This window comes from Hymenobacter psychrotolerans DSM 18569 (assembly GCF_900142395.1).
In the GTDB taxonomy this organism is placed as follows: domain Bacteria; phylum Bacteroidota; class Bacteroidia; order Cytophagales; family Hymenobacteraceae; genus Hymenobacter; species Hymenobacter psychrotolerans.
This window is the reverse complement of record NZ_FRAS01000002.1, coordinates 49,606-64,329: the sequence shown is the minus strand read 5'-3', so window position 1 is coordinate 64,329 and position 14,724 is coordinate 49,606. Positions and strand designations below refer to the sequence as shown.

9 protein-coding genes and 1 tRNA gene are annotated in these 14,724 nt (G+C 60.7%); 1 reads left to right on the top strand and 9 read right to left on the bottom strand.

Features of this window, described 5'->3' with window-relative positions:
• Positions 1-54 precede the first annotated feature (54 nt).
• The 3 genes from BUE15_RS03070 to BUE15_RS03060 all read right to left on the bottom strand — a co-directional run bounded on the left by BUE15_RS03070 (position 55) and on the right by BUE15_RS03060 (position 2,087).
• Positions 55-1,143 (bottom strand): dienelactone hydrolase family protein, encoded by a 1,089-nt coding sequence (locus BUE15_RS03070; RefSeq protein ID WP_139252106.1) that lies wholly within the window; start codon positions 1,141-1,143, stop codon positions 55-57.
• Between the two features lie 74 nt (positions 1,144-1,217).
• Entirely contained in the window at positions 1,218-1,754 is a 537-nt protein-coding gene (locus tag BUE15_RS03065) for a GNAT family N-acetyltransferase (protein ID WP_073281243.1), read from the bottom strand.
• 90 nt (positions 1,755-1,844) lie between these two features.
• Complete coding sequence (locus BUE15_RS03060) at positions 1,845-2,087, bottom strand: hypothetical protein (RefSeq protein ID WP_139252105.1); 243 nt, start codon at positions 2,085-2,087, stop codon at positions 1,845-1,847.
• 188 nt (positions 2,088-2,275) lie between these two features.
• Here BUE15_RS03060 and BUE15_RS03055 point away from each other — a divergent pair.
• Positions 2,276-2,348: transfer RNA gene (locus BUE15_RS03055), tRNA-Gly, on the top strand.
• Positions 2,349-2,447: 99 nt separating this feature from the next.
• Here BUE15_RS03055 and BUE15_RS03050 read toward each other — a convergent pair.
• The 6 genes from BUE15_RS03050 to BUE15_RS03025 all read right to left on the bottom strand — a co-directional run bounded on the left by BUE15_RS03050 (position 2,448) and on the right by BUE15_RS03025 (position 14,581).
• Positions 2,448-4,013 carry a glycoside hydrolase family 32 protein gene (locus BUE15_RS03050; protein ID WP_073281241.1) on the bottom strand — a complete coding sequence of 522 codons (1,566 nt, stop codon included), beginning with the start codon at positions 4,011-4,013 and terminating at the stop codon, positions 2,448-2,450.
• A 46-nt stretch (positions 4,014-4,059) separates the two neighbouring features.
• Entirely contained in the window at positions 4,060-4,950 is an 891-nt protein-coding gene (locus BUE15_RS03045; RefSeq protein WP_073281240.1) for a carbohydrate kinase family protein, read from the bottom strand.
• Between the two features lie 98 nt (positions 4,951-5,048).
• Entirely contained in the window at positions 5,049-6,386 is a 1,338-nt protein-coding gene (locus BUE15_RS03040; RefSeq protein ID WP_073281239.1) for a sugar porter family MFS transporter, read from the bottom strand.
• A 136-nt stretch (positions 6,387-6,522) separates the two neighbouring features.
• The gene (locus tag BUE15_RS03035; protein WP_073281238.1) at positions 6,523-8,244 is read right to left on the bottom strand and encodes a RagB/SusD family nutrient uptake outer membrane protein; all 1,722 of its coding nucleotides are present in this window, start codon (positions 8,242-8,244) and stop codon (positions 6,523-6,525) included.
• 101 nt (positions 8,245-8,345) lie between these two features.
• A complete protein-coding gene (locus tag BUE15_RS03030; RefSeq protein WP_073281237.1) occupies positions 8,346-11,498 on the bottom strand; it encodes a SusC/RagA family TonB-linked outer membrane protein in 3,153 nt (1,050 codons plus the stop codon).
• Positions 11,499-11,797: 299 nt separating this feature from the next.
• Positions 11,798-14,581, bottom strand: coding sequence for a substrate-binding domain-containing protein (locus BUE15_RS03025; protein WP_073281236.1), 2,784 nt, complete (start codon positions 14,579-14,581; stop codon positions 11,798-11,800).
• Positions 14,582-14,724: the final 143 nt, after the last annotated feature.

The window sequence follows — 14,724 nt, the reverse complement described above, 5'->3', positions numbered from 1 at the left end:
AAGCCAGCCGCCACAAGGCCATGTAGCCGCCGCGCTATTACTGGACGCAGCGTACTATTTCAGCCACTCTGAAATAGCCTGCACATAGCCCGGTGCCGAAGCAGGCCAGGTCCACTTACCATCGGGGCTGATCTGGCCGGGCAGCAGGAAGCGCGCATCGGCCTGCGGAAAAATCCGCACCTGGGTGCTACGTTGGCGGCCAGCTGCATTGCGCAGGCGCCGGGCGCTGTCTTTCACGTTCAGGGAAGTGTCGGCGGCGTACAGGCCCAGCACCGGTATTCTCTGGCGGCCCAGCATCTGAAACGGCCGCGCTTCTTCCATAGAGGAAACCGACACGTTTTCCAGCACCACAAACGCGGCTTTGGGGCGCGCCAGCACGGCTGCCGGCACCACAGAGGCGGCATTTCCGCCGGCCCACATTCCTACCCGCATAGTATCGACGGTGGCCTCCCGGCGCAATGCCTGCAGCACCTGTGCCGCCATCTGCAACATAGCCGAGTCGGCAGGCAGTGCCACCTGCGGCAGCGCAACCACCGTCGTGACGAAGCCCTGACCGGCCAGTTGAGCCGCCCGCCGCCGGGCTGCCGGCTGCGTAGCGGGCCCCGCGAACAGCGCCACGGCCGGATGACGCCCCAGTGTGTCCTGCGGAATGAGGAGTGTCAGAGCAGGCAGCGCAGTTCCGGCTGGTGCCGGGAGCGGCTTGCTTTGGTAGGCGCGGGGCTGCGCCTTGCCACGGCGCACCCACACAAAATCGGCCTTGATGCTGTCCAGCGTGAATACGCCACGCAGAAAGTCACCTTCCCGGATAGCGGAGACGCTGATGCCGCCATCCGGGCCGCTAAGCAGCAGCTGCGGCTCGGAGTAGCGCGGGTTTTCTGCCGCAAAGCTCAGTCCCTCTTCCTGCGGAAAGCGCATATCGGCTTCCAGGCGGCCCGGGCTCACTTCACGCAGATCCAGCGAGGCGGTCAGCTCCGTGCCCTGATACGCCACAGTTCCCTCATAATGCCCGGTAGGAAGCGCCACTGTGGCCTGCTGCCCGGAGTCGGGTGAGCAGCCCAGCAGGCCGGCCAGCACCGGCAGCAACAATTGCCAGGCACACGGCTGATTCCGATGGGAAAGAATGGCAGGTCGGGTTGGTGTCACGCGGGCAAATGAATGGCGAATGGGCGAAGGTACGGCAAGACGCTTAGGCAGAGCAGCCTGACTAGCGGCGCAGGCTAGAGCCCTTTGCGCAGAATCAGGTCGTTCTGGATGTCGGAGCCGAGAGCAAATGCGTGCTCCCCAATTACCTTGAAGCCGAAGCGGCGGTAGAATTCCAGGGCCCGCACGTTCTTTTCCCACACGCCCAGCACCACAGCGCGACAGTTGCTTTGCCGGGCTTCCTCAATAGCGCGGCGCATCATGGCGGCGCCCAGCCCAGTCCCGGTCCAGTCTTCCAGCACATAGAGCCGCTCTATTTCCAGCCGCTCTTCGGGCGTTTTATCGGGGCTGAGTCCCAGTTGGGAGTGCAGCCGCAGCTTGGCATAGCCCACCAACTGCTGTTGCATCCGGGCCAGCAAAAACACCGTGTTGGCATCGTGCAGCTCGGCCAGTTGCTTTTCGGGCGTGAAGTTGGCCTCGATGTAGGCCGCCATATCGGTGGGCTGATTGTCGGCGGCAAAGGTGTCGTGGAAGGTCTGGCGGCCCAGAGCGGCCAGTTGTGCCGCCGTTTCGGCAGTGCGTTTGGCAATAGTGATGGTGAGCGGAGACGACATAACGCAGAATTCGGAAGAGGCGCAAAGGTAAGCGGCGCGCTACGGTAATGCCCGTGCCGCCCGACCAGCAGTCCGCCGGGCCTTGTTACTTCAGTCGATAAGGTTGTTTTTGCGCCGGAGCATTCGCCAGCCGAAGCGCAACAGCAGCATTGCCCCCACCAGCAACAGCATACTGACGAAAAACTGCCGGTTGTAGAGGGCTGCCATGCCGGCCTGCTGGTAAGCCAGATACGTTACTCCCATACGCAAAGCCAGTGCCCCCAGCAGCATAAAACCCGCCAGCATGTTCATCATACCAACGATACGGCGTGTAAAAGGGGGAAGCTGAGCCATAGAAAATCAAGCAGTGATGCGCACGACAGTGGTTCTGTAATTGCCTGCCAGCAGGTTGCCGATGTATCGTGGGCCTTGGGTAGGATAGATGCTAATGGTAGCGCAAACCAGCGCCCGGCTCCATCCGATACGGGCGGAAGTTGCAAATTGATTTCCAGGATGTACTTTTGCCATACCAGCATGCATCAGCGAGAGTAGCTCAGTTGGTAGAGCATCAGCTTCCCAAGCTGAGGGTCGCGAGTTCGAACCTCGTTTCTCGCTCACATAAAAACAGCCACTCACCTTTCGGGGCGAGTGGCTGTTTTTATGTATCCTCACTTCCACGTAAGTCCCTATCGGGGCCTGGCTTCCGTGGAAAGGCTATTTCGCGGTCGGCTTGAGTGGAGTGTACGTCAGCGCATCCACTGAGAGGCCGCTGGACGATTTCAGCTTTAGCGTGGTGTAGGGCTGCGTGGGGAAGCACAGCTCAGTCATGGTAGTCAGGCCACCGTCGGCGAATACTTCTACCGAGGCAGCATCGAAGAGCAGGGTGAGGTCGGCGGCAGGGCCGGTGGCCACGCGCGGCCCCGGGTGGCGGCCCGCAAATTTGTCGCTGAAGGCCATCTGGCCGGCTTTGCTCCGGTCGATGTAGTAGTGGTTGGCCTGCTTGTCGTAGCCGATAACCAGTTCCTCGCCTTTGGCATTGCCGAGCACCAGCGCGAAATCCTGGAGTTGCCTGGTGTTCATCTTCAATTGAAACTGCTGGGCCAGATTTGGGATTTTGTCAGTTAAGCTCAGTTCCGATTTCACCGCCAAGTTGCTTAAGGTCTGGCCTGCTTGCGCCAGCTTGGCTACTTCCTTCACCGGTGTGGAGGTCAGGTAGATTTCTGAACCCACTTGCTTAAGAGCGAGGTCGCGCGGAACGGTCGTAGCGTTGCGCCAGGGCGAGGTGGGCACCTGGTTGGCGTACTCCCAGTTGCTCATCCAGCCGAGAAAGATTTTGCGGGCCCCGGTGCCGGCCCAGGTTACGCCGGCGTAGTTATCCTTGCCCCAGTCTACCCATTTCTGCGTGGTGGTAGCGGGGGTGAACGTTTTGCCATCGAACTGTCCCACAAAATACTGCGTGGCCGAGCCACCGTTGGGCCCGCCGGGGTTGATGCTCACCAGCAACACCCAGTGGGTTTTGCCGTTCAGCGTCATCGGAAACAAATCGGGACACTCCCACACGCCGCCGTGAGCCCCCAGCTTCTCGCCAAACTCACTCAGCTTGGTCCAGTCCTTCAGGTTAGCCGACGAGTAGAACGTAATCCGGTCTTTGGTGGCCAGGGTCATCACCCATTTCTTGGCTACCTCGTTCCAGCTCACTTTCGGGTCGCGGAAGTCCTGAATGCCGGGGTTGGGCAGCACCGGATTGCCGTCGTATTTCTTCCAGGTTTTGCCTTCATCAAGGCTGTAGGCCAGGCTTTGGTACTGGTGCTTGTTGGTTTTCTTCTTCTCCTCGGGAGAGCTGTGGTGAGTGAAGATGGCCACCATGGCGTTCTGGCCGAAGCCGGCCGTGTTGTCCTTGTCGATAACGGCGCTTCCCGAGAAAATCCAGCCCAGCGAGTCGGGATACAGCGCAATAGGCTGCTCCTGCCACGTTACCAGGTCCTTGCTGGTGGCATGGCCCCAGTGCATCGGGCCCCATTCCATACCGTCGGGGTGGTGCTGGAAGAACAGGTGGTAGGTGCCGTTGAGGTACACCATACCGTTGGGGTCGTTCATCCACATCTTGGCCGGGCTGAAATGATATGCCGGGCGGTACTGCGGCGTGGCGGGCGGCAAAGAATCAGCCGAGGCATTTGCCGTAGTAGCGGGGGCCGTGGTAGCCGTGTCGGTGGTTTTGGCGTCAGGATTGCACGCGGCAAGGCTGGCCGCGGCCAGCGCCAGGAGAAGCGGGTATTTCATAGGGGACGGGGAGTGAGAAATGAATGTCCTGGAATCAACCAGGAAGCTACACTGCCTGCGCAGCCAGCAGTTCCTGCACATCAGTTTCGGTGAAGGCAGGAGTAGCACCCTGGTGGGTGGCGACCAACGCGCCGGTGGCGCAGGCGAAGCGCAGCATGTCGCCGGGTTCCTGGCCAGCCAGCCAGCCCTTGAGCAGCGCCGCCAGAAACGAGTCGCCGCTGCCTATAGTGTCCTTTACTTCCACCGATACGCCGGGGGAGCGGTACAGCTGGCCGTTGGCCCAGAGCAGGGCGCCATCGGCGCCGCAGGTTACGCACACGGCCTGCAAATCGAAGCGGTTGGCGAGCCACTGCATAGCGGCGGGCTGGTCGGTTTCCTCGCCAAACCACGCCATAATTTCGGCCAGCTCGTGGTGGTTCATCTTCACCAGATTGGCTTTTTCGAGCAGGTATTTTACCACCTCTTTGCTGTAGTGCGGTGGACGCATGTTCACGTCGAATACCTTGAACTTGGCGTGTTCCAGCAGGCGGTACAGCGTTTCGCGGGTGCCGGACTGCCGGGCGGCGAGGCTGCCAAACACGAATACCTCGGCCTGCTCCACCAGCGTTTCCAGCGCGGCATCGTACTGAATGTAGTCCCAGGCCACGGGCTGCACAATCTTGTACGTCACCTCGTTGGCATCGTCCACGTTGGCCTTCACCACGCCGGTAAGGTGCGTTTTGCCGTGCTGCACGTAGTCGGTGCGCAGGCCTTTGGATGCTACAAAATCGAGCAGCTCCGAGCCCAGGTCGTCGTCGCCGACGCGGCTGATGAGGTCCACGGACTGGCCGAGCTGGTGCAGGTGCACGGCCACGTTGAAGGGCGCGCCGCCGGGCTGCTTGCCGGTCGGCAGCACATCCCACAGAATTTCGCCGAAGCAGACTAGCTTATCAAACATGAGATATTTAGAAGTTAGAAAACGCAAGGGCAGAAAGGAGCATTCAGAGCCTAGTATCGACGATATCCAAGCTCTTGATTCTCACTTCCAGGCTCCCCTCAATGGATGACGAGTGTTTTTTCCAGCTGTTCGAGGCTGGTGCCTTTGGTTTCGGGCATCATGCGCCACACGAAAAGCAGTTGGAGCACCATCATACCGCAGAAAAAGGCGAAGGTGTGGCCGCCGCCCAGCTTTTCGGCCAGCGGCGGGAAGGCGAAGGCAATAATGGCCGCCATCACCCAGTGCGTGCTGGAGCCCAGCGCCTGCCCTTTGGCGCGCACCGTGTTGGGGAAGATTTCCGAGATGAACACCCAGATAACCGCGCCCTGCGAGAAGGCGAAAAAGGCAATATAAACGAACAGCAGCACCGGCACCAGCATCCCGCCCATAGCACTGAAGTTCTGCGAGTAGAATGCCCACGACACCAGCCCCAGCGTGGCAATCAGCCCAAACGAGCCAATCAGCATCAGCTTGCGGCGCCCAAATTGGTCGATGACCTGCCGGGCCAGCAGCGTGAAGGCGAAATTCACCAGCCCAATGCCCGCCGATGAGAGCAGCGCCGCCCCCTGGCCCAGGCCCGTCATTTCGAAGATGCGCGGGGCGAAGTAAATAATGGCGTTGATGCCCGACACCTGGTTGAACACCGCAAACAGCACGGCCAGTATAACCGGGGTGCGGTACTGCGGGGCAAACAACGATTTGCTACCTACCATGGCGTCATCGGAAGCGTTGGAAGTCAGCACGCTGGTTACTTCCTGGTCGGCGGTGGCGGGGTTGATGCGCTGGAACACGTGGCGGCCTTCCTCCACGCGGCCCTGGCCCAGCAGCCAGCGCGGGCTTTCGGGCACCCGGAACAGCAGCAGGAAAAACGCCAGCGCCGGCACGGCCTGCACGCCCAGCATCCAGCGCCAGTCGTTTTCGCCCACGCCGGTCAGCAGGTAGTTGGAGAGGTAAGCGGCCAGGATGCCGAACACGATGTTGAACTGAAACATGGCCACCATCTGCCCCCGCTTCTCGGCCGGCGACACCTCGGAAATATAAAGCGGCGCCGTCACCGACGACGCGCCCACGCCCAACCCGCCCAGGAACCGGAACACCATAAAAGCTATCCAGTTGGACGTAACGGCCGCCCCGATGGCCGACACAAAGTAGAGCACCGCAATCCAGATCAGAGTATGGCGGCGGCCCAGCTTATCGGACGGAATACCACCGAAGATGGCCCCGAACACGGTGCCAATCAGAGCCACCGCAATAGTGAAGCCATGCTCCACGGAACTCAGCCCCCAGAGCTGCTGAATGGCTTTCTCGGCCCCGGAAATAACGGCGGTGTCGAAGCCGAACAGGAAGCCGCCCAGCGCCACCACCAGGGACCAAAAGAATACATTGTTGTTTTTCACAGCGTGATTTTAGAGAGGTAGTCGTACTGAAGACCCCGGGTTAAACCTGGTAATTGAAGGCTGCGCCGAGCAGGCACCGGGGCAGTGCAGAGCAGCCGCTGTGGCGTGTTGCAGCACGCCACAGCCGGCGCTGTACTTACCACCCCGGGTTCTGCTTGTACAGGCCTTTGCTGAAGTTGATCTGGTTGATAGGAATTGGCAGATACTCGTCGCGGCCTTGCGTGAAGCGGGCCGTTTGCAGGTACAGACGCTTGGTTTTTTCCCGGTCGAAATAGGTGTTCAGGGTACCGGCCGCAACGCCCCAGCGCGTGAGGTCGAAGAAGCGGAAACCTTCCATAGCAAACTCCAGGCGCCGTTCGAAGCGCAGGGCCTCGCGGGCGTACTGCTGGCTCCAGCCGGCAGAGGAATATTGGCCGATGCGGTAATTGGACGTGTTGCCACCGCCGGCGTTTTTCAGACGGGTGGTGCTGGCGGCGGCGCGCTGCCGGATCTGGTTGATGATGGGCAGCGCCTCCGACTGCCGGCCCAGTTCAATCAGGGCTTCGGCTTTCCACAGCAGTACATCGGCGTAGCGAATGATGGCCCAGTTCTTCGACGACGACATGAACGGCGGCGTTTTCTGGAAGCTCGGGTCCGAGGGCAGCACATTCTCCTTCATCGACATATACACACCGTAGGTGTTTGGGTCGCGCAGCCAGGAAGTCTCAAATACGAACGTCGGGAGGTACTTGTAGGGGTGGCTCGGAATGGCTACCGTGTGGTCGAGGCGCGGGTCTACGGTGTTGTTCTGGAAGTCGGCCGGGGTGCTCAGGTCCGAGTTGTTGAACGTGGTGAACAGCGGCAGACCCTGGGCGTCGGTTTTGTAGGCATTCACCAGGTTCTGGCTGGGCTGGTGAAATCCGCAGCAGCCGTAGTCGGGGTTCATGGGGTAGTTCAGGCTGTTGCCCCGGTCGGTGCGGCCTTTGGGAGTGCCGTCGTTGCGCGAAAACTGGATGGCAAACACCGACTCTGTGCCGTTGTCGCCGGCGGTCAGGAAGTTGGTGGCATAGTCGGCGTGCAGCCCGTATTTGCCGGAGGCGGCTACCTGGTTGGTCAGGGTTACTACTTCGTTCAGCTTGGCCTGGTCGATGCTCGTTACGGCGTGGTTGTCGCCCTGCACGTAGGCCTGGTAGAGCAGCGTTTTGGCCAGGTAGGCCTGCGCCGCCGACTTATTAGCCCGCCCGATTTCGGGTTGGGTGTCGGGCAGGTTGGCTACCGCAAACCGGAAGTCGTCAGCAATTTTGGTCCACAGCTCGTCGTTGGTCAGAGCCACGTTTGAGATGGTACCGTACTGGTCGGCCGGAACGGTCTGGTCGATGTAGGGCACCCGCTTGAACAGCTCTTTCAGCAGGAAGTAGTAGTGCCCGCGCAGGAACCGTACTTCGCCCTGGCGCACCGCTTTGGTAGGCATGGCGGCAGCATCCACGGCATCGAGGCGGCGCAGGGCATCGTTGCAGCGCGACACCCCGATGTAAATCAGGAACCACAGCTCGTCGGTGTTGCCCACATCGACGCGGTTGAAAGTGAAGGTTTCGTAGAAGTGGAACGCGTCAACGTCGGCAGTGCCATTGCCGCCCTTGTAGGCGTCGCCGCCGCGCACGTTGCCGTAGGGCCACATGCTGGTGTAAGGCGCCCGGTACACATCATTGCCCAGCGAGGAATAGGCGGCAATAACCTGCTTTTCAATGTTGGCGGGCGTGTTCAGCTGCTCGTCGCTCAGGGCCCCGATGGGCTGCACGTCGAGGAAGTCTTTGTCGTTGCAGCCGGAAACAAAAGCCAGCAGCGCCAGGGAAAGTATGGTAGGCTTGAGGAATTTCATGAGGAGTTAGATTAGAGCTTAGAACCAAGATGTTAGAGCTTAGAGGCAGGTTTTCAAGGATTGGAATCTTGATTCTAGGCTCTTATTTCTAAGTTCTGATCTTAGAAAGAAACGTTGAGGCCGGTGGAGAAAATGCGGGGCACCGGATACTGGTAGTTGGTCACCTCCGGGTCGGCGCCGGTATACTCCTTGCTTTTCACCGTGAACAGGTTCTGGCCTTGCACATACACCCGCACGCCCTGCAGTTTGAGGCGGCTCACGAAACCGGCCGGCAGCGAGTAGCCCACCTGCAGGTTGCGCAGCTTCATGTAGGAAGCGTTTTCGATGAAGTAGGTGGAGGCGCGGCCCTCGTTGTTGGTGTTGATGAGCGTAAGGGCCGGAATGCTGGAGCCGGTGTTGGTCGGCGTCCAGGCGTCGAGCAGCCGCTCACCCCAGTTTTCGCCCGAGGCCAGCGAGGCAAAGTCGGTGCGGAATTTAGCGTTGTTGAAGGCGTAGATGCCCTGTACGCCCTGGAAAAACAGCTGCACATCGAAGCCCTTGTAGCCCGCGCCCAGGTTCAGGCCGTAGCTGAAATCGGGCACACCTTCCGTAATCCATGTCTGGTCGAAGTTGTCGACTTTGCCGTCGCCGTTCAGGTCTTTGTAGCGGAGGCGGCCGGGGGCGGCGCCCACCTGCGTGGCGTGGTTGGTTACTTCTCCTTCATTCTGAAACAAACCGTCGGCCACGTAGCCGTACACGGCGTTGATGGAGTGGCCCAGGCGCGTCACGTCCTGGCCGTTGCCGCCGTAGGCGTTGATTACTTCCGCCGGCAGGAATGTCAGTTCGTTGCGGTAGGTGGAAAGGTTGCCGGAGATGTTGTAGGTCAGGCCGTTGCTCAGCTCGTTCTGGTAGCCCAGCACGAATTCCCAGCCCCGGTTTTCAATGGAAGCACCGTTCACGAACTGGTCACCGCCCTCCCCTACTACCGCCAGATACGGCAGGTTCACGAGGATGTCTTCGCTCTTTTTCACGAAGTAGTCGACGGTACCCGACAGTCGGTTATCGAGGAAGCCGAAGTCCAGCCCCACGTTGGTTTGGGTGGTGGTTTCCCACTTCAGGGCCGGGTTGGGGCGCTGGAAGCGGCGGTAGCCCGAGGGCAGGTTGGTGTCGTTGCCGTAGATGTCGTAGGCCGTGCCCCGGTCGTACTCGAAGTTGGGGTCGAGGGTGCCCAGCAGCGACTGGTAGAGGCCGCGCGAGGCGAAGTTGGCAATGTCCTGGTTGCCGGTCTGGCCCCAGCCGGCGCGCAGCTTCAGGTCGGAAAAGATTGGCGCGCTGTCTTTCACAAACAACTCCTCACTCATGCGCCAGCCTGCCGACACGGCCGGGAAAATGCCGAAACGGTTGTCGGCCCCGAAGCGCGAGGAACCGTCGCGGCGCAACGTTCCCGACACCAGATACTTGTCGGCAAACGAATAGTTGATTTTTCCGAACGTGGAGGCCAGCCGGTAGACCGTGGCGCCGCCGCCGTTGTCTTTGTTGGCGGCCCCGGCATCGAGGTAGGCGTAGGTAAGGTCTTCGCTGGCGAAGTTGGTGCGCGAGGCGTACGAGCTTTCGTCGTAGTAGCTGATGCGCTCCGTGCCGGCCACAAAGCCCAGCTGGTGCTTGCCGCCCAGCAGCATATCGTAGTTCAGGGTATTCTGCCACACCCAGTTGCCCCAGAACCGGTCGTTCACCGTCACGCGGTTGTTCTGCTCCGACAGGAAGCCCGCCTGGTAGGTTTTGTAGATCTGGCGAAACTTGTAGATGCTGTAGTCGATGCCGAAGCTGGTGCGCAGGTGCAGCCCCTTCAGGATTTCGGCGTCGGCAAACAGGTTGCCAAAGGCGCGGCCGGTGTTGGAGCGGTTCTGCTCGTTGTCTTTCAGCAGACGCAGTGGGTTGTCCCGGTCGCTCATACCCGCCACGGGGCCGCCCCAGCCTACCCCGTCCGCGGTGCGCACCGGCACAATGGAGGGCAGCTGTGTGGTTCGGTCGCGCACCAGATTCAGGTCAAACTCAGCACGCTGCGACTTCACGATGGTCAGGTTTTCGCCGATTTTCAGCTTGCCATTCAGGAAGTTGTAGTCGGAGTTCAGGCGCGCCGTGTACCGGTCGAAGCCGGAATATTTCAGCGTGCCGTTGTTGTCGTAGTAGTTCAGCGAGAACAACGCCCCACCCCGCTCACTGCCGCTGCTCACACTCAGGTTATAGCTCTGAATCAGGGCATTCTGCTGCGTTTCCTTGAACCAGTCGGTATCGGAGGCGCGCTGGGTCCGCTCGGCGTCGATGAACTCCGGCACCGTCACCCCGTTCAGCACGCGGCGGCCGCTGCCATCCACGCTCGTCTGGAAGTTGTAGTAGGGCAGGCTGGGGTTGGTGCCGTCGTTGATGGCGGCCTGGCCATACACGCGGCCGTAGTCCAGCGTGTTGAGCAGCTTGATATTCGGGCCTGGCGTCTGGAGCGTGAAGAAGGTCGAGAAGTCTACTTTGGTGGCGCCCTTCTTGGCCTTTTTTGTCGTGATGATGATAACGCCGTTGCCGGCCCGCGAGCCGTAGATGCTGGCCGCCGAAGCGTCTTTCAGCACCTGAATGTTCTCGATATCGTTCTGGTTGATCTGGTTGATGCCTTCCTTGGTCGGGATGCCGTCGATAACGTAGAGCGGGTCGTTGTTGCCGAGCGTGCCGAAGCCCCGGATGCGTACTGTGGCCGAGCTACCCGGCGCCCCGTCGGTCGAAATCTGCACGCCCGCCACGCGGCCCTGCAGGTTGCGGGTCACATCGTTGGAGGCCATGTCCCGGATTTCTTCGGTTTTCACCACCGCCACCGCGCCGGTCAGGTCGGCTTTGCGCTGGGTCTGGTAGCCGGTCACCACCACTTCATCGAGGGCAGCCGCGTCCGGGGCCAGCGTGATGCTGAACGACGTGCGGCCCGCCACCGCCACCTCCTGCGACTTGTAGCCGATAAAGGAAAACTGCAGGGCCGTGGCATTGTCGGGCACCGAGAGGGAGAAGTTCCCGTCGGCATCGGTAGACGTGCCAAGCGAAGTACCCTTCACGACCACTGTTACGCCCGGCATTCCGGCGCCTTTCTCGTCAACTATGCGGCCTGTAACGGGCACGTTGGCCAGCATGCCCACAGGGAAGTCGGCGGCCGCCAGGGCCGGAGTAGCGGCCAGCGGCAGGACCGAAAGCAACGTCAGGCCCAGGGCCTGGCGCAGCAGGGGTACAGTGTGTTTCATGGGAATTTTTTGGAAAAGGGGAAGACTAGAGAACTGATGCCCGGCCACCGGCGGAGTGCCTCAGCAGGGCCGCCGCACAGCGGCCGGAGCAAGTGCGAGTAGCTTTTGCAGCGCAGAATTGATGCTCAAATCTCCTGCAAAAGCGCCCGACTACCTTTCTCTAATCACTCAAACTCTTTCAAAAAACGCCCATCCTACAAAACACCCCTACTTGCCTTTATATCAATATATTAACAAACCAACCACAACTATTTTCACAGGTGTATTTTCACTTTTGATACCTGATTTTCAAAATTGATTCAGGCACTGGGCGTGGTATGCAGCGCCCGGAACTCGGAGGGCGACACCTGGTAGCGGGCCTTGAAGCTGGTGGAGAAGTACGACGGTGAAGAGAAGCCCAGTTGATAGGCTACTTCGGCAATGGTTTGCTCGTCGTCGAGCAGGAGTTGGCGTGCCTTGGTGAGCCGGATGCCCTGGATGAAATCGGTGACGCCGGTGCCGAGCACGGCTTTCACTTTGCGGTACAGCTGCACCCGCGAGATGCCCAGGCTGCGGGCCACATCTTCTACGGTCAGGTCGGAGCGGCCGAGGTTGGCTTCCACAATGGCGGTGAGGTCGGCCAGGAATTTCTGGTCGACGCGCTGGGGCGCCACCGTCACGGTATCCACGCTCAGCTCGCGCCGAAAATGCTCCCGCATTTTGTCGCGGTTGGCCAGCAAAGTGCGCAGGCTCTCGAGCAGGAAAGTGGGGTTGAATGGCTTGGTGAGGTAGAGGTCGGCGCCGGCCTGTACGCCTTCCACCTGCTGCTCGGGCGCGTTGCGGGCCGTGAGCAGCACCACCGGAATGTGCGAGGTGCGCCAGTCGCCCTTGAGTTGGGCCACCACTTCCAGCCCGCTGAGTTCGGGCAGCATCACGTCGCACACTATCAGGTCCGGAATGGACTCGGCGGCCAGGCGCAAGCCCGTGGCTCCGTCGAAGGCAGAACTTACCTGGAAGTGCGGCTGCAGCTTCTGGGTAAGGAAGGCATTAACGTCAGGGTTGTCTTCAATCACCAGTACCAGCGCCTCGCTACCGGCCATAGCCGGCAACTCGCCAGTAGTGGCGGGCGCGGCAATTCCTTCTTCCAGCGCCAGGGCAGGCATAGCCTGCGGGGCCGCACTGTCCGTGGGCAGCTTCAGGGCCGGCGGCAGCTCCAGCGGCAGCGTCACGACGAACGTGCTGCCCTTCCCCGGCTGGCTCGTGAACGTGAGCTGCCCCAGGTGCAGGCGCGTGAGGCCCAGCGCCAGCGCCAGCCCCATGCCCGAGCCGCGCGCCGCCGACTGCTGCCCCTGATAAAACCACTCGAAAATGTGCGCCCGGTCCTGCTCCGAGATACCGCGGCCGGTATCCTCCACGCTCAGCCGTACGCTGTTTTCGGCAGGCACCAGCTGCAGACTCACCGTAATTTGGCCCCGGTCGGGCGTGAATTTCAGGGCGTTGCTGAGCAGGTTGAAGAACACTTTGTCCAGAATGTTCACATCAAACCAGAGGCGGATAGCCGGCTCCGAAGGCAGAAACCGGAGGCTGATGCCGCGCTGCCGGGCAGGCTTCTCAAACACGTCCATGATTTCGCGCACGAAACCCACCAAATTGCCTTCAGTGGCGCGCACCGGCATCTTGCCCACGTCAATCTTGCGGAAATCCATCAGTTGATTGACGAGCTGCAGCAGCCGCTGGGCATTGCGCCGGATGAGGCTCAGGTCGTGGCGGTGGGCAGCGGGCAGGTCGGTGGGGCTGGCGGTCAGCATTTCCTCCACGGGCCCCAGAATGAGGGTGAGTGGGGTCCGTAGCTCGTGCGAGAAGTTGGTGAAGAAGCGCAGCTTGGCTTCGGTTTCCACCTTAGCCCGCTCAGCGAATTCCTGAATCTGGTTGCGCTGGGACCTGATTTCCTCGTTCTGCTGGCCCAGGGTCTGGTTGATGCGGCGGTTGACGCGGAACGCTCGGAAGGCCAGCAGCCCCAGCACCGCCGCCCCCAGCAGTGCGGCCGCCAACACGTAGAGCACCGTCTGCTGGCTGGCGTAGGTAGCGCGCTGCTGCAGTAGCAGCTGCTGCTGCCGCTGAATATCCTGCTGCTGGCTGGCGAGCTTCTCGGTTTGCATCTTCATCGTCAGCACGTTGGTCGAGTCAATAACCATGGTGCTGAGGATGTTTTCCTTGTCGTAGGGCTGCTTACTCAGGATGCGCATGGCCGTGCGGATGGCTTCTTCGCCGCCGGGCGAGTACAGCAGCGTGGCAGTCAGGATACCGTCCTGCACCAGCTGAATGCCGCCCCGGCTGCCCGGCAGCCCGTCTACGCCCACAATTTTCACGCGGCGCTGCATACCCAGTTGCTTACATACCTGATAGGCTCCCAGCGCCAGCCGGTCGTTGTGCGCAAAAATCAAGTCTACATTGGGCTGGGCGCGCAGCACGGCGGGCAGCCGCTCCAGCACCGAGGGCCGCTCCCAGTTGCTGTTGATTTGCGCCACCTTCTGAATGCCGGGGTAGGCAGCCAATGCCTGCTCGAAACCCAGATGCCGGTCTACGGCCGGCGACGAACCGGGCGCGCCCAGAACCTCCACCACCCGGCCCTTCTGTTTCAGCAGGTTGGCCACGTAGTTGCCGGCAGTATGGCCCACTTCCTCATTGTTGCCACCCACATAGGCGGTGTAGAGCTTGGATGTGGTGCGCCGGTCAAGAATAACCACCGGAATACCCCGGTTGTACACTTCCTCGATGATGGGTGTCACCGGCTCGGCTTCGTTGGCCGATACAATCAGCAGGTCGATGCCTTCCTCCAGAAATTCCTTGATTTGCTCCTGCTGCAGGGTGCTGCTGTACTTGGCGTCCTTCATGTGGAAATCCACTTCCGGGTAGAAGCTCAGCTCCTTCTTCATACCCGCCAGCATGGCCTGCCGCCAGGCGTCGCCGTTGGTGCACTGCGAGAAGCCGATGGTATAGCGTGGCTTGGCGGCGGGCTGTGCACAACTCCCTATACCCAGCAGTAGGCCCAGGAAGAAGGCACATCGTACCAGAAAAGAAAATCGGGGTCCGAAGTGAGGCATAAGGCAGACAGGCGAGGCGGCTGAACTAGGTACCGCTGCTTACCAGCCCCCAAGTTTCATATTTCTGCTCAATAACCACCGGCCTGCCCTTCTCTGCCTATGCGCGGGCACTGACCAGCCAAAGCACAAAAAAATGGCCGTGC